Here is a 21,290-nt window from a genome sequence, read left to right on the forward strand (position 1 = left end):
TGTAAACATTCATGAAAAATTTAATCATATTTCTTAATCCTTAACAATAAAAAAATAAATATTTGTCCCAAAATGGCGAAAAAAGATGCGCTCCCGTCCGGGACCGCATCTTCATGGCGACCTTCGGAACGCCAGCGAGGGTGGCTCGCTGCGTTCTTAGTATGGCCTGTTATATCCTTTTTATTGCTGATTTAGAACCACATGGTCGGCAAGGGCCGGCTTGTTCGGCACAATATGAATGTACGTCTTGCCCGGCAGGAATGCCACCTCTCTGCCGTCCTTGCTGAACCGGACCATGCCGTCCGGGCTGCGGACCCACTCGATGTCGATTCGCTTGCCCTTCTGGAACAGGTAGCCCGAGCCGCCCGATTGCAGATCGACCGCGAGCCTGCCGACATTATCCAGCGTCTTATGTCCCGTCTCGAACACAACCAGATTGGTTGCGGTGAGCTGCTCATTGTTGTTCAGATCGATATGCGGCTCTCCGTTAATGCTTCTCTTGTACAAGCCGCTTGCTTCATCGTATATGTATCCGACCTTATAGCTTTGCATTAAGAATGTAATATCGATATTAGTCGCCGGTACCGCCGCAGCCTCTGCGCTTCCTGTGATTGTGCCTTCCTCTGTGAAGGGATAAGTCGCGACCGGATACTCATTCTTGTAGTAGCCTTTCTTCTCCGCTCCATCATGCATCTTCCCCAGGTTGGAATACAGATTATGCGGAGCCTTGCGATCCTTGCTTCTCCAATAGTAAGGGCCGGCATTCGTAATCTCATCCAGATACGGCTTGCCTTGCTTCTGCAGAATGCCGTACGCCTCCGGGCTGCCGCCCGCATGAACCATAATGGCTCCGTACGTGTCCGCAATATCGATCAGGTATGCGCGATTGCTTCGAATCGGACCGATCGTATCCTCCATCGCATCCGTGCTCTGGTAGACGGCTACCAGTCTGGTGATGCCGCCTTCCGCCAGCACCTCCCACACCACATCCGCATTCGTCAAGCCTGACTGCGGGCGGGCCGCCGAGAAGTTGTTAATCAGCACGGCAATAGGACGCTCCTTGGCTTCCTCATCCCGCTCCACGCCAGTCAGCGGAGCCGCGAACGGCTTCGGCGTCGGCTCAGGGGCTGGCGTATCCGTCACGACCGGGGCAGGCGATTCGGTAGGATCGGCCACCGCGGCCTTATCTATGCCGCATGCCGCAAGTAGTAGGAAGAGACTGGCCAGCAGGGCAGCCGTCGAAGTTCGCAATCCGAATTTCATTCAATAACCCGCCTTTACTAGATTAATAGAAGGACATCCTATGAGGACATGGAATCCGCTTTCACCTCATTTTTATTTAATCACAGATCATTCGGCTTGTCTCGACAAAATTGCGGATTAATTGATTAAAATTCCATTAATTGAGCAAATTATCTTCATCTCCCATCGAATCGAGGTGCGTTCATGAGCAGCGGAAGAGGTCAAATCTCGATCTGGCTTTCATTTTCCATTCTCTTATTAAGCGCCGGCCTCGTCTCGCATGTCATGGCGATACCCGTCATTCTCGGCGTCTCTGGACGGGACTCCTGGGTAGCTGTGCTGGTTGGAGCGCCCATATTCCTGTTATGGATATTCCTCCTATTCGGAATTGTTCGCATGATCAGGGGACAACGCTTGCCGGACTGGATCCACAGGCAATTCGGCATTGTGCCGGCGTGGATATTCCGGTTATCCGCCGCCCTTGTCCTCTTTGTATCCGGAGCCTACACCCTTCATGATACCTCGATGTGGACGGTGACGACTTACATGCAGCAGACACCGCTTCCCGTCATTATTGTAGTTGCAGCCCTGATCTCGATGATGGCCGCTTATGGCGGAATCAAATCCATTGCCATGACATCCAGCATCCTGCTGCCGCTGGTTATCCTGCTTGGCTATTTCATCATGAGCTCGAATATGAAGTACAAGGATTACAGCCGGTTGTTCCCTGTCCTCGAGAACGGATGGGAGCCCCTCGGCAATGGCCTTGTCTTTGTCCTGGCAGCGCTGTCGGAAGCCTGGATCCTGCTGCTGTACCAGCATGAGCTGAAGACGAAGCTTCGCTGGTGGCATATGCTTCTGCTGGGTTTGTTCCTCATCAGCATGACGCTGGGACCCACGATCGGCGCCATTACCGAATTCGGACCGGCGGAAGCGGCCAAGCAGCGGCATACCGCATTCGAGCAGTGGAAGCTGCTCAGCCTCGGCGCGCTGTTCCAGCATGTCGATTTTTTGTCCATCTACCAATGGCTCTGCGGCGCATTCGCAAGGGTGTCCATTACTCTATATTTAATCGTCGACTTGCTTGATGTGCGCAGGCCGAAGAAGCGCATTGTCGCCTTGTCCATCGTGACGCTGGCCATGATTGTATTATCCATCTTCCCCTGGCGGGATGATCAGACGCTCGTTTACTTGCAGTACATTCATTTTCCGGCGCTCCTGATCTATGTCATCGCCATTACGTTATTGCTCGGAATAGCTGCCCTGATAAGCAGAAAGAAGGAGAGCAGACGCCATGATCTCGACCGATCACAATCATGACGGAGAAGATATCCCGAAGCCGTTCGATGAGCATATGCTGCGGGGCTGGTTCCGGCTCAGCAATGATGTCATTGTCTTCGCCCATTCATTCGGTACAGAGGCGGACGCCGCAACGGGATTGTTCATCTATTGCAGCGGCATGATCGAGACGAACCTGATTAACGATATTGTCTTGCCGGAGTTAAGAAGGGTATACGACAAGACGGCATTCAGCAGCAGCGAGAGCATTAATCTTGTCGCCGATCTTCAGTGGAGCCCGCTCGATTACGTGCGCGACCGGCTGAACCGGCTCAAGCTGGCCTCATACGTCTATGAAGGCCATCTCGTGTTTTGCCTGCCAAGCCTTCAGGCCATGTGGACGATCGATATCGCGAACCCTCCTTCACGCCCCCCGGAGGAGTCCTCGACTGAAGTATCCATCCGCGGACCCAAGGATGGCTTCACGGAGCAGCTGTCCTCCAATGTCGCGCTTATTCGCAAGCGGCTGCGCACGAATACGCTGGCCTGCGAGTATTACGTATTAGGCACGCGCACGCTGACCAAGACGGCGCTGCTCTATATTAGCGATATCGCGAGTGTCGAGACGATTGACCATATCCGCCGCAAGCTAAGCAAGATTGATGTGGAGCAGATTATCTCCACCGGCAATCTGGAGGAGCTGCTTGCTTCCAGCCCGATCACGCTGTTCCCGCCGACGCACTACACGGGGCGGCCGGACTTCGCCGTAGAATGCCTGCTGAACGGGCGCTTCATCATTATCGTAGACGGCAATCCGACGGCTATCATCGCGCCGATTAATTTGTTCCTGCTGATGAAGTCGCCGGAGGATTCCTACTTCCCGTTCATGTCCGCCAATATCGGGCGCATGCTGCGGTTCTTCGGGCTGCTCACAACCATCTTCCTTCCCGGCTTCTACATCGCACTGACGACGTTTCATTCCGATCAAGTGCCTTTTCCCCTTCTGGCGACAATCGCGATGGGCAGGCATGGATTGCCGATGGAATCTGCGCTGGAAATGTTTTTTATTATGGTACTGATGGAGCTGTTCCGCGAAGCCGGCGTCAGGCTGCCAAGCTCGATCGGGCAGACCTTGACCGTTGTCGGGGGCCTCATTATCGGCGATGCGGCAATCCGCGCAGGCCTGGTCTCGCCCATGATGATCGTCATTACCGCGATTACGGTCGTCTCGGGCTCCACTCTCGTCAATCAATCGCTGACCAGCACGACCATTCTGCTGCGGTTCTTCGCTTTCCTTATGGGCGCGACGCTTGGCATGTACGGTTTCATCCTGTCCGTGATTGCCTTCGTCCTCTACCTGTCCAATGTGTATTCCTTTGGCGTCCCTTACCTGGCCCCCGCCGCACCGCTGAATGTGAGAGAAATGATGGTCGCCTTGTTCCGGCTGCCTTACAAGTGGAGGAAGAAAAGGCCGGAATATCTGAACACTTCACAACCTGACAAGAGAGGGAACAAGCCTTGAGAAGACCGATAGCTATCGCGATTCTGCTGATCTTCTGCTCGGCCTCGCTTTGCGGCTGCTGGAGCGCATCCGATGTGGAGAGCAAGTCCTACGTGAAGGCGCTCGGCATCGATTATCACGACCATGAGTTTATCGTCTATGCCCAGATGCTGGACTTCTCCAATATTGCCAAAAGCGAGACCGGCGGCAAAAACAGCTCCACGCCTACTACCTATATCGGACGAGGCAAGGGCTCCACGATCAATAATGCGGTCAACGACCTGTACCGTTCCGCGCAAATTCCGATTACCTGGGGACATATCACGGCCATAATCCTATCCGAGCGCGCCTTGAAAACAAAAGGCATCAAGATGATCGATATGCTGAACCGCTATCCCGAGGTCCGTTATAATCTGTGGATCTATGCCACCAAAGACCCTATGGAGGACCTGCTTACCGCCTTCTCCCTGTTCAACATGTCGGCGCTGTATACGCTTCTTCATAACCCGCTTCCCAACTACAATCAGCATTCCGTCATCCCGCCGATTGAGATGTTCCGGTACATCGCCGATTACAATGAGCCCGCGATGACTGCCAGCCTTCCGATCATCGGTATTAATCGCGTCATGTGGAAGAATACCGGCAAGCCGATGGACATGCTGACCATGGCCGGCATTTATTTTATCGCGACGAACGGGGATATGTCCTTCTTCAGCCACACGAAGCTGGACGGCTTTCAATGGATGCAGAAGGGAATGAACCGCGCGCCGCTAACCGTCGAGAAGGACGGCATCGAGTATGCGAACCTGAGCATCGGCAGGCCGAAAATCAAGATCAAGCCGATTGTGGAGGGCGATGAGGTCTACTTCGATATTAGCCTCAAGCTGCTTGGAGCGATGTATGAATATAACGAGCCGCTAAATTACGAGGAGATGGTCTCCCTAGCGGAGCAGAAGGTATCAGGACAAATTCGGAGCGTGCTGCTGGAAGGCGTGAAGAACGGCGTCGATATCTTCAGTCTGGGGAAGAGCTTGTGGCAGAAGGATGTGCGGGAATGGAAGCGCATCTCGCAGAACGGCAACAAAATCGTCGTGAATGCCAATTCCATACGCCACTTGAATGTGGATATCGAAATTCCTTATAACGGAAAGTACAAGCGGATCTCGACTCCTCTGCCCAAAGAAGAACGCGCCCTCCAGAAGGAGAACGCGCCTTATGACAGCAAGGATTAACCGGTTCTAAATCGACCAGTGATGCCATTCCTGCTGCTGCCGGTCGAGGCGGTCCAGCCATTCCGTTGTCACCCGAATCGCTTCTTCCTGATGCGGGCGGCTGGAGTACGTATGATTGGCTTGGAATATGATTTCCTTGTCGCACAGCCCTTCGCTGCGGGTCCAGAACACCTTCTGGTACAGGAAGCTGTAGTCAACCGGAATCAGCTCGTCGCTGGTGCCATGGACCAGCAGCACTTCGCCCCCAAAGCGCGTCGCGGACTGGAAGGGCTGATGCTGCATCAGCGAATCGAAGAATACCGGCTGCAGCGTATAGCCAGCATGATCCGTGCTGCCGGATTGAATCGCATCGTCATAGCTGTCGCGGCCGACGATGCGCACAATATCATTGAACGGATACGCGACGGGAGACCATAAGACCAGCCGCTTCACCCGTTTATCCTTGACCGCGGTCATGATGGATACCGCTCCCCCGAGGCTGTGTCCCAGGAGCACGATGCGGCGGGGATCTACGCAGTCCATTCCCGCAATATAATCAATAGCCGTTCTCGTCTGATCGACCATCGAGTCGAAGCCCAGCGAGCCGTAGTCTCCGTTGCTCTCGCCGCAGCCGCCATAGTCGAAACGAAGAACGAAAGAGCCTTGCGCGGCAAGCGCTCTCGCCGTCTTCACGAATAGCCGGTCGACGCCCACTCGGCTTCCGATAAAGCCGTGGCAAATAATGATCGCCTGACGCTTCCCCGAATCCTTGCCATCCTTCTTGCTCTCGACCTCGGCCGGATAGTGAAGCGTTGCCGTCAGCTCCAATCCATCATGTCGTAATATCAGCTGCTTCTCCATGATTGTACCTCCGCTTTCCTTTATATACAATAATTCCTACCCGTATACTATGAATTAATTAAACTTATACTATCACCGATCTCATGCGCTGTCAATGCTCGGATTGGTCCTGTGCATAGCCCGCACGCCCAACGGGGAAATCTAAAGAAGAATTCTCCGGTTTTATATAAAAACAAACAAGACCTCCAACTGGAGGTCCTGTCTACTATGGAGGTGCCATATGCCTGCCTGGATTGCCTGGCTCAAAGAAAATTGGCTGTCTATTATGTTAGGCGCGGGAGCCATCATTGCCGTGATCTTCGTCATCGCAAACCGCAAGCTGTTGTTTTACAAAGAATAGCTGTATTAACCTTCACCCGCAAAAAATAACCGCCCTAACCCTCACCCTTCTGAAGAAGCGGCAAATGAATGGTTACAATCGTTCCGGCTCCACGTTCGCTGTCTATGGCCATCTTGCCGCCGTGGAGCTCGACGATCTCCTTCGAGATGGCAAGCCCAAGCCCGGAGCCTCCGTGGCTATTGCTTGCTTTGTAGAACTTCTCCATCACATGCGGGAGATCTTCCCTGGCAATCCCGCTCCCCGTATCGCTGACCGTCACGACGGCGAACTCCCCTTCGACCGTTGTCGATACGCGAATCGTTCCTTCCGCAGGCGTGAACTTGAATGCATTGTCGATCAGATTGATAATCACCTGCTTGAGCCGGTTCGCATCCCCGTTCACGACAAGCGGGCCGCTTACATACGAAGCGATCAGCTTCACCTTCGTGCCCTCTTCGCGCACCGCGAGCTGGCGCACCGTCTCCTTCACCGGACTGTTCAAATCCAGCGTCTCGGTATGGAGCTCCATCGTACGCGCGGACAGCTTCGAGAAGTCGAGCAAATCCTCCACCAGTCCCGCAAGCCGCTCGGTCTCCTTGCTGATGATCGAGAGGCCCATCTTGACCTCTTCATCATCCTCCTTCGGCTCGCTTTCCTTCAGCGTCTCGCTCCAGCCCTTAATGGATGTGAGCGGCGTGCGAAGCTCATGGGAGATGGAGGAGATAAAATCGTTCTTCAGCTTCTCCCTCTTGTTCAGCTCGCTCACCATCGTATTGAACGTCTCCGCCAGCTGGCCGATCTCGTCATGGCTTCGCCTCGAGGCCCGCTTCGACCAATCGCCTTCCGCCATATACCGGGCCGCTCTGGTCAGCTCCCGGATCGGCATTACGATCCGCTGGGCCAGGAACAGACTGAGGCCAAGGAACAACAGAACGACCGCAACGCCTACAATGAACGTCATGCGGATCAGCTGGGCGACCATGTCGTCGACTTGCTGAAGCGAGGAGGTATAGCGGATCATCGAGACCACTCTGGCCTCATTCCAGAGCGGCGCTGTCACCGATATGACCCGTTCGCCGAAGTAAGGATCAACGCCCGTCCAGCTCCCTACCTCACCGGTCGACGCCGTCTTCACGTCGCCGGTCGCATACCGGATATTAGGCGAGAAGCCGTCCGAATCGATGCGCAGCTCGCCTGCGCTGTTCAGCAGTTGGATGCGGGTCGGCCCGCCCTCCGACATGTATTGGAGCATATAATCCGCCTGATCCTGCAAGGTCAGCGACGATAGCGACCGGCTGTGCAGAGCCATGGCGGACTCGACACGCTGCTTGACGGAGCTCTGCGCGCTCCCATAGTAATAATTCCACATCAGCGCGGCGAAGGCTGCGCCAAGCACGGTGACGACCAGCACGATCAGCAGCAGATAGCTCCATACCATCCGGGTCTGAACGCTTCTCATTGCGGCACGCTCCGTTTCCATCGGTAGCCGTAGCCCCATACCGTCTCAATGACGGATGGCTCGGACGGGTTGGTTTCGATTTTTTGCCGGATTCTGCGAATGTTGACGTCCACGACCTTGAGATCGCCTACATAATACCTGCCCCATACTTCAGTCAGGATATGGTCGCGGCTGACGCTCTCCCCTTCCCGTTCCATCAGCAGCCGAACAAGCGTCCATTCGGTGGGCGTCAATATAATTTCCTCATCGTTCTTCCACAATCTTCTCTCCGCGATCGACAGCCGGAAGCGGCCGCTTACCAGCTCCCGCTCCACATACAGCTTCTTCATCTCCTCGTTCTGCTCCGCAGCCTCACTAGCGCCTTCGCTCTGCTGCCCTTGCAGGCTGACAGTGCCCTGCTCGTCAACGCTGCCAGTCTCGCCTTCCTCTTGAGAGACTGGAGGCGCATCCGCGTGCATGCGCCGATGAAGCGATTTGATTCTCGCGATCAGCTCTCCCGGGCTGAACGGCTTCTGCACGTAATCGTCCGCGCCAAGCTCCAGCCCGCGAATCTTGTCCTCTTCCTGCGACTTGGCAGTCAGCATAATAATCCCAAGGCGGGGATACTTCGCCCTCAGCTGCTCGCATACCTCAAACCCGTCAATCGTAGGAAGCATCACATCCAGCAGAGCAATATCGAACGGCCCTTCCGAATCGGCCAAGGCAAGCGCATCCTCTCCGTTCTCAGCCTCCGTGACCTCCATATCGTTTCTTTTCAAGTTAATTCGCACAAATCCGCGTATGGACTCCTCGTCCTCCAATAACAAGATACGCATCGATTCACCGCCACTCATCTCTGTCATCATGTACAATTTTCAGATAGGAAGAAAACTGCGCCTCAACCTTTTTCATATTCAGAAAAATCTCTTTGTCTTGTTCAGGCAGCTTCTCCGGTACGTCAGCGACGAACGATACCAGATAGACATTGCCGCTGTCCTGAGCGAGCTGGCGGTAAGGCCGGTGCTCTTCCTTCCAAGCCGCCTCGACATTGCCCCATTGCTTGATCGGAACAACATACAGCGTCGCCAGCTCCTCCTTCAGACCCTTGGCTTCGTTCCAATAGTCGAACGTCACGATGCCGTAGGAAGCCGCCGGAGGTCTGCCCATCGTATATGAGCCCGTCCATTCCTCCGGAATATCCAGCTTGACGCCGTATGTATAATCAAGGAATTGCTCCGCAATGAGATGGAAATCTTCCTTCCCGTCCCACTGCATCCATTCATTCATCCAGATGCTCTCCGCATAAGGAACATCCTTATAGCCGGGCGATTCCTTCGTCCATTGCAGCTCAATGATGGAATCTCCGTTAATGTCGCCGCTCATCGTCGGCCTTCCGCTGAAGCCTTCAAGCCCGAGAGCTTCATCGGGATATATCAGTCTCAGTCCTTGGCTCTCCCAAGCATACATATACGTAAGCATGCTGTGAGCGCCGGTGCCGCCTTCCAGCACAAGCCCGTTGTGATATTCCGATACCTTGCCGATAAGCAGCCGTTCAAAAGCGTTCGTGCCTTGCGGCAGCGACATGTTGAGGACGCGATTCAGCGCATTTTTTTGCCATGAATAGACGCTGAGATAATGCGACGGCATCTCCAGCTCGCCGCTTGTGCCGAGCGAATCGATCACGACAAGCTCCTGCCTGCCGTTGCCGAGCAAGTCGCCCACCTCCGCCTGGCTGTAAGGAAGCGACTGAACCGGCTTCAGCGCCAGCCTGCCTTTGTCATTGCGCACGGCTTTCGTATTGAACGAATACAGCTCCAGCACATTCGGGCTGTCGAACGCTCCAATCCAGCCCACTAGCAGCTCGTATTGTCCGTCGCCGTCCATATCCGCCAGCTTCAGCCAAGCGATATCTCTGGCCAGCGGCTGCTCGACCAGAACGGATTGGCGCCAGCCGTATTCCGTCTGGCGCAGCACCACGATCTCCGGCGTGCTGTATTCGTTGTAATAGGTGACGACCGCTTCTTCGATGCCGTCGCCGTTCAGATCAAGGAGCCTGATCGCTTCCTTGTAATCGTCGCGATGCGGAATCATGAGCATGCTGAACCGGGGCAGCGCCTTCTCGATCGCAGCGGACAGCTCTTCCTTATCCTTGGCTATAGCCGGCTTCTGGAGCAAGTCAGCCGGGGCTGCCGTATATCTGCAGCCTGCGGCGACAACCGCAAGCGCCAGCAACGAGAAGAGGAGCAGGGATGCCCGGCTCCCGCTCCTGATAAGTGAATTTGTTTTTTGATCCCGGAAGCGCTTCTCCATGGAGTCTCCTTTTCAATCTGACGGTTATTCGGGTATTTCGTCGACGGTAACCATCGTATAGCCCAGCTTCTGCAGATCGTCAATCACGCCTGGAAGCATGTCTACCGTGTTGCGTATATGTTTCCCGCCGAATGAATGCATCAATATTATACCATTAGGCTTTGTTTGTTTACGAATCATGGCCCTCATCTCGGCAACCGGCGTGCCCGCCCAGTCGCGGGTATCGACCGTCCAGCCCACCATGCGGCGATTCTGCTCCTTCATCACTTTTTTCAGCGTATCCGATACAGCGCCGTACGGCGCGCGGAATAAGGTCGGCGTCCAGCCCAAAGCGTCATTAATCGCCTGGTCGGCTTGATCGATCTGGGAGAGAATTCCTGATTTTCCTAGCTTGCTAAGATCCTTATGAGATTGCGTATGATTGCCGATAGCATGGCCTTCGTCTTCGATCCGTTTCATCAAGTCCGGATATTTCTCCACCTGCGTGCCCACTACAAAAAATGTCGCCTTAACGCCCTTTTCCTTCAAAATATCCAAAATTGCCGGTGTGTACTTTAAGTCCGGCCCGTCGTCGAACGTTAGCGCGACGCGCTTCTCATCGGTTCCAGGCGGTGTGACAACCGGCTTCTCGCCGCCCTTGCCGCCTTCCTGGCCCTTTCCGTTCTCACTGCCGGCATTATTGCCGTTATGTTCATTTCCCTTCGATCCGGAGCCTGTATTGACGCCCGTATCGTCAGGGTCTTTATTTTCGTGGTTAGGGTTTCCTTGCCCATCCTTGCTTCCATTGCCTTGCTCTCCAGTATGGCCGCTACTACCGCCATTACCGGGTGTTACCGTGTTGCCGCCTTGCCCTCCTGATTGTCCATTGCTGCCGTTATCATTTCCTTTGTTCTCTCCAGGCACGTAACCGGTGGTTGTGCCTCCCTTGTCAACATTGTTCCCCCCTCCTGAAGCATGTTCTTCGATCGTTTGCGAGCCTTTCTCCTTCGATGGAATCATGGCCGACAAGCCAAATGAGCTTCCCGCCGTACATCCGCCAACCCATGCGACAATTGCGACCAAAATGATGAAAGCTGCCAGTCTCCGATGTTGTTTTTTTCTTGTTTTCATCCCATTCACCTTCTATCCCCGCTGATATCTCTATCATAGATGATGAGAACAATGAGAGAGTTACAAATTAGTAACACCTTTCGAGCCGAGCAGACAAAAAAGGATGCCAATCCCAACAAAAAGACGCCCAAGCTCTGTCGAACTTAGGGCGTCTTCTCACATGGATGGACAGGTCTTCCATTAATGAAAAATAGGTCCTCCATTAATGATAGATAGCTCTTCCATTAACGATCCAAAAACAAGCTTAACGGGATGCTAGACAAGAGCCTTGGCTGCGATATCCGTACGGTTCTGCTTGCCGTCGAATTGAATGACGCTAACCGCCTCGTAAGCTCTGGCGCGGGCATCCGCGATATCGCGGCCGAGTCCGACTATGCCAAGCACGCGTCCGCCGCTTGTTACGAGATCTCCGTCCTTCATTGCCGTTCCGGCATGGAATACAAGCGCGCCTTGCGCCTCCGCTTCGGCGATGCCCGTAATCACGCGGCCCTTCGGATAGGAAGCCGGGTAGCCTTCGGATGCCGCCACAACGCAGACCGCCGCTTCGTCGCTCCACTGAATGTCCAGATCAGCCAACCGGCCGTTCATCGCGGCAAGCACGATGTCGACCAGATCGGTCTTCAGTCTTGGCAGCACGACTTGCGTCTCCGGGTCGCCCATGCGCGCGTTGAACTCAATCGTCTTCGGACCGTCCTTCGTAATCATGAGGCCAGCGAACAATACGCCGCGGAACGGACGTCCCTCGCTCACCATCGCTTTGGCTGTCGGATTAATAATGTTGACGATCGCTTCGTCGATAATGCTTTGCTCGATGTGCGGCAGCGGCGTGTATGTACCCATTCCGCCTGTATTCGGGCCTTTGTCGCCGTCGAAGATCGGCTTATGGTCCTGCGCCGGCACCATCGGCTTCACCGTCTCGCCATCCACGAAAGCCAGGATAGACATCTCCTGCCCTTCCAGGAACTCCTCGATGACGATCTGGTTGCCAGCGTCGCCGAATACCTTGTCCACCATCGCTTCACGGAGAGCCTTCTCGGCTTCCTCCAGCGTCGCTGCGACCGTTACCCCTTTGCCGGCTGCAAGTCCGTCCGCTTTGATTACAATTGGCATTGTTTGCTCCCTCAGGTAAGCAAGAGCCGCTTCATAATCGGTGAACGTCTCATACTTCGCTGTAGGGATGTTGTATTTTTTGAGCAGGTTTTTCATAAAAATTTTGCTGCCCTCGATCTCAGCCGCCGCCTTGTTCGGGCCAAACGCCGGAATGCCGGCCGTTTCGAACGCGTCTACGATGCCGTCCGCAAGCGGATCATCCGGACCGACGAATACCAGATTAATGGACGCATCCTTCGCGAATTGGGTCAGCTCGTCGAATTGGGATACAGCCAGCGGCACGCATTCCGCAATTTGCGCTATGCCGGCATTGCCAGGCGCGCAGTAAAGCTCCTTTACCTTTTCGCTTTTCTTCAGTGCCCAGCAAATCGCATGCTCGCGACCGCCGCCGCCAATAACCAAAATACGCATGTTCGCAAACCTCCCAAGAGTTTAAACGTAAATTTGGAAAAACGAGCGCTGTCCATGGAGCTACAGCGCTCGTCCTTCTACTTATTCACGATCGTTCCTTGCTTGCTTCTATTGATACGTTGCCCGTATTAGTGTTTGAAGTGTCTAACGCTAGTGAACACCATAGCGATGTTGTTCGCGTTAGCCGCTGCGATGGACTCTTCATCCTTAATGGAGCCGCCTGGCTGGATGATCGCCGTAATGCCCGCTTTCGCCGCCAGCTCTACCGTGTCGCCCATCGGGAAGAATGCATCGGAAGCCAGTGCGGAGCCGACTGCCTTCTCGCCCGCTTGCTCGATCGCAATGCGCGCCGCGCCGACGCGGTTCATTTGGCCTGCGCCTACGCCTACGGTCATATCGTCCTTCGCCAGCAGGATGGCATTCGACTTCACATGCTTCACGACTTTCCAGCCAAACAAGAGCTGCTTCATCTCTTCTTCCGTCGGTTTGCGGTTCGTGACTACTTGCAGATCCGCTTCCGTCAAGCTATGCACGTCGCTTTCCTGTACAAGCATGCCGCCGTCAACCGAGGTCACGAGCCATTCCGGCTTGCGCTCTGCCGCTGCCTTCAGCTCGCCCAGCTTAAGAAGGCGGATATTCTTCTTCTTCGTCAGGATCTCCAGCGCCTCCGGCGTGTAGTCCGGCGCGATCACGATCTCCAGGAAGATGCCCCCCAGCAGCTCAGCCGTATCTGCGCCGATCGTGCGGTTAGCCGCTACGATGCCGCCGAAGATGGATGTCGGGTCCGCTTCGTACGCTTTTTGGTAGGCCTCATGGATCGTTGTTCCGATGCCCACGCCGCAAGGGTTCATATGCTTAACCGCTACAACAGCCGGCTCGTCGAATTCCTTCAGAATCGCAAGCGCCGCGTTAGCGTCGTTAATGTTGTTGTAGGACAATTCTTTGCCATGAAGCTGCTCTGCTGTCGTCACGTTGCCGGAAGCGGCAAGCGGCTTGCGGTAGAACGCAGCTTTCTGATGCGGGTTCTCCCCGTAGCGAAGCTCCTGCACCTTCTCGTAAGTGACCGTATACGATTCTGGCAGCGGCTCGCCTGTCTGCTTCGACAGGTAGTCGGAGATAAGCGCGTCGTAGGAAGCGGTGTGGCGGAATACTTTGGCCGCGAGGCGCTTGCGCGTCTCCAGCGTCGTGTCGCCTTGCGCTTTCACTTCTTCCAGAACAGCAGCATAGTCGGAAGCATCTACGACTACGCTCACGAAAGCGTGGTTCTTCGCTGCCGAGCGAAGCATCGTCGGGCCGCCGATATCGATGTTCTCGATGGCGTCCTCATACGTGACATCCGGCTTGGCGATCGTTTCTTTGAACGGATACAGATTAACGATCACAAGATCGATGTAATCCAGGCCAAGCTCCTGCATCGCTTTCTGATGCTCTTCATCGTCGCGCACGGCCAGCAGTCCGCTGTGGACAGCCGGATGAAGCGTCTTGACGCGTCCGTCGAGAATTTCAGGGAAGCCCGTTACGTCGGAGATGCCGATGACCGGTACGCCTTCCTTTTGCAGCAGGCTGAACGTGCCCCCTGTCGAAATGATTTGAACGCCTTGGTTCGCAAGTTCTCTGGAAAACTCTACAATGCCCGTTTTGTCGGAAACGCTAATTAACGCTCTGCGAATTGCCACGCCAATGTCCTCCTTTTAATTGGTCAATCGAAAATAATATTCCTGGTCATACATACACCTTTTCAAAGATGTACTTCTATCAAAAGCAAAAGCTAACTATCGTTATATTCATCATGCATCTATTGGCTATTGCCAACGGCCTTGCTGCCGGTTCCATGTCAACCCAGACCCATCATGCATCTATTGGCTATTGCCAACGGCAACCCTGCGTCCCTCAATCGTAACGAGGCCTTGCGCAATCAGCCTGATAGCCTCTGGATAGAGCTCTTTCTCCGCCTGTTGGATCCGAACGGTCAGCGCAGCTTCATCCTCCTCTTCCGTCACCGGAACAGCCGTCTGAGCAATGATCGGACCGCTATCGAGACCGCCATCGACAAAATGAACCGTAACGCCTGTCACCTTCACGCCATGCTCCAGTGCCTGCCCTATCGCATTGATGCCAGGGAACGATGGCAGAAGCGAAGGATGAATATTGATCATGCGGCCCATGTAAGGCTCGACCAGCGTAGGAGTCAGAATGCGCATATAGCCGGCCAGCACGACCAGATCCACTTGACGATCCTGAAGCTCCTTCAGAATCTCGCTTTCGTAAGCCTCGCGGGACGGGTAATCCTTTGGTTTGAATACAAAGGCGTCCACGCCCGCTTGCGACGCCCGCTGGATGACGGGAGCAGACGGCTTGTCACAAACAAGAAGCTCGATTGTGACATCGAGCTTCCCCTCCCGCACCGCATCGGCTATCGTCTGGAAGTTCGTGCCCTGTCCCGACGCGAATATCGCGATGCGAAGCGCCGCCATTAGACGTCAGCTCCTTGGAACGTTACGATCCGGCTGCCTTCCGTTACGGTACCGATGCGGTACGCTTTTTCGCCAAGCTCGGCTGCAGCGCTAAGCGCCTGCTCCGCGTGCTCTTCCGGAACGACAATGACCAGGCCAATGCCCATATTGAATGTGGTGAACATATCACGGTTGCTGATGCCGCCTTTTTCCTGCATCAAGCCGAAGATCGGCAGAATCGGCCACGAACCGTAGTTGATTTCAACATTGACGCCCTCAGGCAATACGCGCGGAATGTTCTCGATAAAGCCGCCGCCTGTAATGTGCGCCATTCCCTTTACTTGAACCTTCTCAATCAGCGCCAAAGCTTGCTTCACATAGATGCGCGTCGGCTCAAGCAGCACGTCGCCAAGCTTCGCTCCGCCAAGCTCATCCAGCTGCTGGTCCAGCGAATAGCCCGCTTCTTCCAGCAATAGACGGCGAACGAGCGAGAAGCCGTTGCTGTGAATGCCGCTGGATGCAAAGCCAAGCACAACATCCCCTGGCTTGATCGTCGAGCCGTCGATCATTTTTTTCTTGTCGACGATGCCGACTGTGAACCCTGCGATATCATAATCGTCTGCGGAATACATGCCCGGCATCTCGGCCGTTTCTCCGCCGATCAGCGCACAACCGGCTTGCACGCAGCCTTCGGAGATGCCTTGGACAATCGCTTCGATTTTCTCCGGCACAACTTTGCCGCATGCGAGATAGTCAAGGAAGAAGAGCGGCTCCGCGCCTTGCACGATAATGTCGTTGACGCACATGGCGACCGCATCGATACCGATCGTATCATGCTTATCCATCGCAAAAGCCAGCATCAGCTTCGTGCCGACGCCATCCGTACCCGATACGAGCACAGGCTCCTCGTACTTATCCTTGTTCAGGCCGAACAGGCCGCCGAAGCCGCCCAGCTCCGCCATCACTTCAGGGCGGTACGTTCTTTTTACGTGCTTCTTCATCCGTTCGACGGCTTCGTTGCCTGCCGCAATATCAACGCCGGCCTTTTTGTACGCTTCTGACAAATGGGTCCACTCCTTTAATATCTAGTTCAACCATATAATTTGCGCGGATGCGCGAGCGCTGTAAGCCGAGTTTCTCGGCTTAGAGCGAGCTTTCGCGGGTCCGCGAGCGCTGCATGCCGAGTTTCTCGGCTTAGAACCCGCTTTTGCACGTGCATGAGCGTTGCATGCCGAGTTTCTCGGCTTAGAACCCGCTTTTGCACGTGCATGAGCGCTGTAAGCCGAGTTTCTCGGCTTAGAACCCGCTATTGCACTTGCGTGAGCGCTGCAAGCCGAGTTTCTCGGCTTAGAGCCCGCTTTTGCACTTGCGTGAGCGCCGCATGCCGTGTTTCTCGGCTTAGAACCCGCTTTTGCACTTGCGTGAGCGCTGCAAGCCGAGTTTCTCGGCTTAGAACCCGCTTTTGCACGTGCATGAGCGCAGCATGCCGTGTTTCTCGGCTTAGAACCCGCTTTTGCACTTGCGTGAGCGCTGCAAGCCGAGTTTCTCGGCTTAGAACCCGCTATTGCACGTGCAAGCGCGTTGCAAGCCGTGTTTCTCGGCTTAGAGCCCGCTACAGCGCGTGGCGCAAGCGCCGCAAGCACATGCCGGCGCTCCGCTAACTAGCAGCTGCAGCTTTTATCCGACTCTTCGTTTACCGGCGTCGGGTAGTCGTTGTCGAAGCAAGCGAGGCACATGCCGCGATTGTAGGCGCCCTCGTTGCCGCCGACGGAATCGACGAACCCTTCGTCGCTGAGGAATGCCAGCGAGTCTGCGTTGATCTCTTTGCAAATTTCCTCAACAGTCCGGAATGATGCTATCAATTCCTTACGGTCCGGCGTGTCGATGCCGTAGTAGCAAGGGTTTTTGAATGGCGGCGATGTAATCCGCACATGCACTTCAGTAGCTCCCGCTTCGCGAAGCAAGTTCACGATGCGGCGGGACGTTGTGCCCCGCACGATGGAGTCGTCGATCATAACGACGCGTTTGCCTTCCACTACTTTACGGACGGCCGACAGCTTCATCTTGACGCCCTTCTCGCGAAGCTCCTGGGACGGCTGGATAAACGTGCGTCCTGTATATTTGTTTTTGATAAGGCCAAGCTCATATGGAATGCCCGTCTGCTCGGCATAGCCGATCGCTGCGGAAATACTGGAGTCCGGCACGCCGGTTACGATATCCGCGTCCATGAAGGACTCGATTGCGAGCTGCTGACCCATCCGTTTGCGCGCGGAGTGGATGTTGATGCCGTTAATATCGCTGTCCGGGCGGGCAAAATAAATATATTCCATCGCGCAAGTCGCGCGGCGTTCAATTGTGGCGTAACGGTCAACCTGCAGGCCGCTCTCATCCAAAATAAGCAGCTCGCCCGGCTGAACGTCGCGGACATACTCTGCACCAATCGTCTCAAACGCGCAAGTCTCGGAAGAGAACACATAGCTGTCGCCAAGACGTCCCATCGCCAGCGGGCGCAATCCATGCGGATCGGAAGCGACCAGCAGCTTGTCATTCGTCATAATGAGGAATGCGAACCCTCCGACAATGCGCTGCAGCGCTTCTTTGGCCGCCGTCACAAAATCCTTGGACGAACGGGCGATCAAATGCGCGATAACTTCGGTGTCGCTGGAAGTTTGGAAGATCGAACCGCTCATCTCAAGCTCGCGGCGAATTTCCGGCGCATTGACAATATTGCCGTTCGTCGCAACAGCCAGATCGCCGTCGCGATAGCGGAAGATAAGCGGCTGGGCATTATTCAGCTGGCTCTCGCCGGAAGTGGAATAACGGACATGCCCGATGGAACGGTCGCCGGAAAGCACATCGAGCCGATCCTTCGTGAACACTTCCTTCACCAGTCCCATGTCGCGGAAATAATTGAACTTGCCGCCATCCTTCGAATCTACGGTGCAGATGCCCGCGCTCTCCTCGCCCCGATGCTGCAAGGCATGGAGTCCGTAGTAGGACAGGCCGGCAGCGTCGGGATGTCCGAACACGCCGAACACCCCGCACTCCTCACGCAGCTTGTCAAAAATATCGTCACGGCCGATGCCTTCATTATAATGATCGCCTGTCCAAAGCACTGGAGCAGACTTTATTTCATCAGACATGGAATCGCATCCTTCCAGACCTTCTCCAGTTGTTGTACCGGCGCGTTGATGCCGGCTTTGCCATTGACGTTAATGGTCAGGCTGCTGCCTGTTACGGTTCCGATTGTCGCATGCGCCACGCCTTGCTCCGACAGCCAAGCTGTCAAAGCGTCCGCTTGATCCGGCTTAGCCGACAGCAGAATGCGGGATTGCGATTCGCTGAATAGCAGATGGTCAGGACGCAAGTCGCTAGTCAGCGATACGCTCGCGCCGATGCGGCCGCTGATGCAGGACTCAGCCAGCGCGACAGCGATGCCGCCCTCGGACAAGTCATGCGCGGAAGCAACCAGACCTTTTTGGATAGCGCCAAGCACTGCGCCTTGCATTTTCTTCTCCACAGCCAAATCGATGACTGGCGGTCTGCCGGAAGGAGCTCCGTTCAGCACGTATTGCAGCTCGCTGCCGCCGAACTCCGCTTTTGTCTCGCCGATCAGGATGATAACATCGCCTTCGGACTTGAATTTTTGCGTCGTGATATGGTTATGATCATGCACAAGGCCTACCATGCCGATGACCGGCGTCGGGTAGATCGCGCCTTTTGCATTTTCGTTGTACAAGCTGACATTGCCGCCGATTACCGGCGTATCCAGCACCACGCAAGCCTCGGACATGCCGTCAGCGGATTTCTCCAGCTGCCAGAACACTTCCGGCTTCTCCGGGTTGCCGAAGTTCAGGTTGTCCGTGATGGCCAGCGGCTCAGCGCCGGAACAAACGATGTTGCGCGCCGCTTCCGCAACTGCGATGCGTCCGCCCATCTCCGGATCCAGGTATACGTAACGTCCGTTGCAGTCCGTTGTCATTGCCAGCGCTTTGCGCGTGCCGTCGATCGTAACGACAGCAGCGTCGGAGCCTGGCTGAACAGCCGTTGCCGTACGAACCATGTAGTCATATTGGTTGTAAACCCACTCTTTGCTCGCAACCGTCGGGGAAGCCAGCACTTTCTCAAGCGCGCCGTTCAGGTCCGTAATTTCTGCAAAATCAGCCGTGTCGACCGATGCGCTCTCGCGGAAGTAAGCAGGCTCGGAAGAAGGCTTGTTGTATACCGGGCACTCGTCTACGAGCGCTTTGACCGGCATATCCGCCACTTCTTGGCCTTGGTGGAACAAACGAAGACGTCCGTCGTCCGTTACTTTACCTACTTTTGCACAAATAATGCCCCAACGGTCAAAAATTTCTCTCGCTTGCTCTTCATGCTGCGGTTCGATAACGAACAGCATTCTCTCTTGCGATTCGGACAGCATCATCTCATAAGGCGTCATGCCAGTCTCGCGTTGCGGCACTTCGTCCAGGTACAGCTCAAGACCGTTGCCTGCCTTCGATGCCATCTCTGCGCTGGAGCAAGTCAGACCCGCCGCGCCCATGTCCTGGATGCCAAGCACGATGCCGGAGTTGATCAGCTCAAGCGTCGCTTCCATAACGAGCTTTTCCATAAATGGATCGCCTACTTGGACAGCAGTACGCTTCTCTTCGGATTCCTCGGACAGCTCGACCGATGCGAATGTCGCGCCATGGATGCCGTCGCGGCCCGTAGCCGGTCCAACGTAGAATACAGGATTGCCGACGCCTTTTGCCACGCCGCGCTGGATTTTGTCATGATCGATCAAGCCTACGCACATCGCGTTAACGAGCGGATTCCCCTCATAGCTCTCGTCGAACATGACTTCGCCCGCAACCGTCGGGATGCCGATACAGTTGCCGTAGCCTGCGATGCCGCTGACTACATTCTCGAACAGGTATTTCACTCGGTCATTGTTCAGGTTGCCAAAACGCAAGCTGTTCAGCAAAGCCACAGGACGCGCGCCCATGGAGAAAATGTCGCGAATGATGCCGCCAACGCCAGTAGCAGCGCCTTGGTACGGCTCGACTGCCGACGGGTGGTTATGCGACTCGATTTTGAATACGACCGCTTGGTTGTCGCCGATATCGACGATGCCTGCGCCTTCGCCAGGTCCCATCAGGACGCGAGGTCCGGTGATCGGGAATTTTTTCAGGATAGGCTTGGAGTTCTTGTAGGAGCAGTGCTCCGACCACATTACGCTGAATACACCAATCTCCGTGTAGTTCGGCTTGCGGTCCAAAAACCCGCAAATCAGTTCATATTCATGGTCTGTCACGCCGAATTGCGTGTAAATGCGTTGATCCGCGATTTGTTCCGCTGTCGGCTCCTTAGCCGTTAACTGCTGCGCCATGTTGTTCCCTCCATGCATTCAAAATCGATGTAAACATCCGTTTGCCGTCTTCCGAGCCGAGCAGTTGGTCAACCGCGCGCTCCGGATGCGGCATCATGCCGACTACATTACCTGCTTTGTTGCTGATGCCCGCGATATTGTCGACGGAGCCGTTCGGATTGGTGTCGCCTGCGTAACGGAAAATGATCTGATTGTTCGCTTTCAGCTCAGCCAGTGTCGCGTCGTCGCAGTAGTAGTTGCCTTCGCCGTGAGCGATCGGGATATCAATAATCTCGCCTTGCGAGAATTGGTTCGTAAACGGGTTGGTGTTGTTCACCACTTCAAGAGGCGTGCCATGGCAGCGGAATTTCAGGCCTGTGTTGCGAATCAGTGCGCCTGGCAGCAGACCCGCTTCGGTCAGGATTTGGAACCCGTTGCAGATGCCGAGAATGAACTTGCCTTGCTCAGCTGCTTTTTTCACTTCGTTCATAACGCCCGCAAAACGGGCAATTGCGCCGCAACGAAGGTAGTCGCCATAAGAGAAACCGCCCGGCACGAGAATCGCATCGTATGCGGACAAGTCAGTCGCAGTGTGCCACACATAATCGACCGGTTGGCCGACCGTGGATTCTACCGCTTTGTAGCAATCGATGTCACAGTTGGAGCCTGGAAATACGAGTACGGCAAACTTCATGT

At 55.0% G+C, this 21,290-nt stretch carries 16 protein-coding genes; 3 read left to right on the top strand and 13 right to left on the bottom strand.

Annotation, left to right across the window (positions count from 1 at the left end; genetic code table 11):
• Positions 1-180: 180 nt before the first annotated feature.
• On the bottom strand, positions 181-1,263 hold the full coding sequence (locus D3P09_RS09315; RefSeq protein WP_120109228.1) for a DUF3048 domain-containing protein: 1,083 nt from the start codon (positions 1,261-1,263) through the stop codon (positions 181-183).
• Between the two features lie 183 nt (positions 1,264-1,446).
• On the opposite strand from D3P09_RS09315, the gene D3P09_RS09320 reads away from it, so the two are divergent.
• From D3P09_RS09320 to D3P09_RS09330, 3 genes are read left to right on the top strand one after another with little or no spacing between them, the layout of a single operon-like run.
• Positions 1,447-2,562, top strand: coding sequence for a GerAB/ArcD/ProY family transporter (locus D3P09_RS09320; RefSeq protein WP_120109230.1), 1,116 nt, complete (start codon positions 1,447-1,449; stop codon positions 2,560-2,562).
• Positions 2,537-4,042: a spore germination protein gene (locus tag D3P09_RS09325; protein WP_120109232.1), complete on the top strand. Its 1,506-nt coding sequence runs from the start codon at positions 2,537-2,539 to the stop codon at positions 4,040-4,042. The genes D3P09_RS09320 and D3P09_RS09325 overlap by 26 nt, the downstream gene beginning before the upstream one ends.
• On the top strand, positions 4,039-5,253 hold the full coding sequence (locus tag D3P09_RS09330; RefSeq protein ID WP_120109234.1) for a Ger(x)C family spore germination protein: 1,215 nt from the start codon (positions 4,039-4,041) through the stop codon (positions 5,251-5,253). Before D3P09_RS09325 ends, D3P09_RS09330 begins: the two co-directional genes overlap by 4 nt.
• 6 nt (positions 5,254-5,259) lie before the next feature.
• Here the strand turns inward: D3P09_RS09330 and D3P09_RS09335 are convergent, their stop codons facing one another.
• The 12 genes from D3P09_RS09335 to purQ all read right to left on the bottom strand — a co-directional run bounded on the left by D3P09_RS09335 (position 5,260) and on the right by purQ (position 21,288).
• Positions 5,260-6,093 (bottom strand): alpha/beta hydrolase, encoded by an 834-nt coding sequence (locus D3P09_RS09335; protein ID WP_120109236.1) that lies wholly within the window; start codon positions 6,091-6,093, stop codon positions 5,260-5,262.
• Positions 6,094-6,467: 374 nt separating this feature from the next.
• On the bottom strand, positions 6,468-7,871 hold the full coding sequence (locus D3P09_RS09340; protein WP_165867370.1) for a sensor histidine kinase: 1,404 nt from the start codon (positions 7,869-7,871) through the stop codon (positions 6,468-6,470).
• Positions 7,868-8,686 carry a response regulator transcription factor gene (locus tag D3P09_RS09345; protein ID WP_120109240.1) on the bottom strand — a complete coding sequence of 273 codons (819 nt, stop codon included), beginning with the start codon at positions 8,684-8,686 and terminating at the stop codon, positions 7,868-7,870. The genes D3P09_RS09340 and D3P09_RS09345 overlap by 4 nt, the downstream gene beginning before the upstream one ends.
• 4 nt (positions 8,687-8,690) lie before the next feature.
• Complete coding sequence (locus tag D3P09_RS09350) at positions 8,691-10,160, bottom strand: FG-GAP repeat domain-containing protein (RefSeq protein ID WP_120109242.1); 1,470 nt, start codon at positions 10,158-10,160, stop codon at positions 8,691-8,693.
• Between the two features lie 24 nt (positions 10,161-10,184).
• On the bottom strand, positions 10,185-11,270 hold the full coding sequence (locus D3P09_RS09355) for a polysaccharide deacetylase family protein (RefSeq protein WP_120109244.1): 1,086 nt from the start codon (positions 11,268-11,270) through the stop codon (positions 10,185-10,187).
• Positions 11,271-11,525: 255 nt separating this feature from the next.
• Positions 11,526-12,791 carry a phosphoribosylamine--glycine ligase gene (gene purD, locus D3P09_RS09360; RefSeq protein ID WP_120109246.1) on the bottom strand — a complete coding sequence of 422 codons (1,266 nt, stop codon included), beginning with the start codon at positions 12,789-12,791 and terminating at the stop codon, positions 11,526-11,528.
• A 128-nt stretch (positions 12,792-12,919) separates the two neighbouring features.
• Positions 12,920-14,467, bottom strand: coding sequence for a bifunctional phosphoribosylaminoimidazolecarboxamide formyltransferase/IMP cyclohydrolase (gene purH / locus D3P09_RS09365; RefSeq protein WP_120109248.1), 1,548 nt, complete (start codon positions 14,465-14,467; stop codon positions 12,920-12,922).
• A gap of 180 nt (positions 14,468-14,647) precedes the next feature.
• Complete coding sequence (gene purN / locus D3P09_RS09370; protein ID WP_120109250.1) at positions 14,648-15,265, bottom strand: phosphoribosylglycinamide formyltransferase; 618 nt, start codon at positions 15,263-15,265, stop codon at positions 14,648-14,650.
• The gene (purM, locus tag D3P09_RS09375) at positions 15,265-16,308 is read right to left on the bottom strand and encodes a phosphoribosylformylglycinamidine cyclo-ligase (RefSeq protein WP_120109252.1); all 1,044 of its coding nucleotides are present in this window, start codon (positions 16,306-16,308) and stop codon (positions 15,265-15,267) included. Before purM ends, purN begins: the two co-directional genes overlap by 1 nt.
• Positions 16,309-16,905: 597 nt before the next feature.
• Positions 16,906-18,387, bottom strand: a complete 1,482-nt coding sequence (gene purF, locus D3P09_RS09380) for an amidophosphoribosyltransferase (RefSeq protein ID WP_120109254.1) — start codon at positions 18,385-18,387, stop codon at positions 16,906-16,908.
• A complete protein-coding gene (gene purL, locus D3P09_RS09385; protein WP_120109256.1) occupies positions 18,372-20,615 on the bottom strand; it encodes a phosphoribosylformylglycinamidine synthase subunit PurL in 2,244 nt (747 codons plus the stop codon). Before purL ends, purF begins: the two co-directional genes overlap by 16 nt.
• On the bottom strand, positions 20,593-21,288 hold the full coding sequence (gene purQ, locus D3P09_RS09390; RefSeq protein ID WP_120109258.1) for a phosphoribosylformylglycinamidine synthase subunit PurQ: 696 nt from the start codon (positions 21,286-21,288) through the stop codon (positions 20,593-20,595). Before purQ ends, purL begins: the two co-directional genes overlap by 23 nt.
• Positions 21,289-21,290: the final 2 nt, after the last annotated feature.

It is taken from the genome of Paenibacillus pinisoli, assembly GCF_003605435.1.
In the GTDB taxonomy this organism is placed as follows: Bacteria; Bacillota; Bacilli; order Paenibacillales; family Paenibacillaceae; genus Pristimantibacillus; species Pristimantibacillus pinisoli.

Bases quoted from the DNA above. Each gene is read 5' to 3' on its own strand.
- purD (WP_120109246.1), bottom strand. From the start codon at position 12,791: ATGCGTATTTTGGTTATTGGCGGCGGCGGTCGCGAGCATGCGATTTGC.
- D3P09_RS09340 (WP_165867370.1), bottom strand. From the start codon at position 7,871: ATGAGAAGCGTTCAGACCCGGATGGTATGGAGCTATCTGCTGCTGATC.
- D3P09_RS09355 (WP_120109244.1), bottom strand. From the start codon at position 11,270: ATGAAAACAAGAAAAAAACAACATCGGAGACTGGCAGCTTTCATCATT.
- purQ (WP_120109258.1), bottom strand. From the start codon at position 21,288: ATGAAGTTTGCCGTACTCGTATTTCCAGGCTCCAACTGTGACATCGAT.
- D3P09_RS09325 (WP_120109232.1), top strand. From the start codon at position 2,537: ATGATCTCGACCGATCACAATCATGACGGAGAAGATATCCCGAAGCCG.
- purL (WP_120109256.1), bottom strand. From the start codon at position 20,615: ATGGCGCAGCAGTTAACGGCTAAGGAGCCGACAGCGGAACAAATCGCG.
- purF (WP_120109254.1), bottom strand. From the start codon at position 18,387: ATGTCTGATGAAATAAAGTCTGCTCCAGTGCTTTGGACAGGCGATCAT.
- D3P09_RS09315 (WP_120109228.1), bottom strand. From the start codon at position 1,263: ATGAAATTCGGATTGCGAACTTCGACGGCTGCCCTGCTGGCCAGTCTC.
- D3P09_RS09350 (WP_120109242.1), bottom strand. From the start codon at position 10,160: ATGGAGAAGCGCTTCCGGGATCAAAAAACAAATTCACTTATCAGGAGC.
- D3P09_RS09335 (WP_120109236.1), bottom strand. From the start codon at position 6,093: ATGGAGAAGCAGCTGATATTACGACATGATGGATTGGAGCTGACGGCA.
- D3P09_RS09345 (WP_120109240.1), bottom strand. From the start codon at position 8,686: ATGCGTATCTTGTTATTGGAGGACGAGGAGTCCATACGCGGATTTGTG.
- purN (WP_120109250.1), bottom strand. From the start codon at position 15,265: ATGGCGGCGCTTCGCATCGCGATATTCGCGTCGGGACAGGGCACGAAC.
- D3P09_RS09320 (WP_120109230.1), top strand. From the start codon at position 1,447: ATGAGCAGCGGAAGAGGTCAAATCTCGATCTGGCTTTCATTTTCCATT.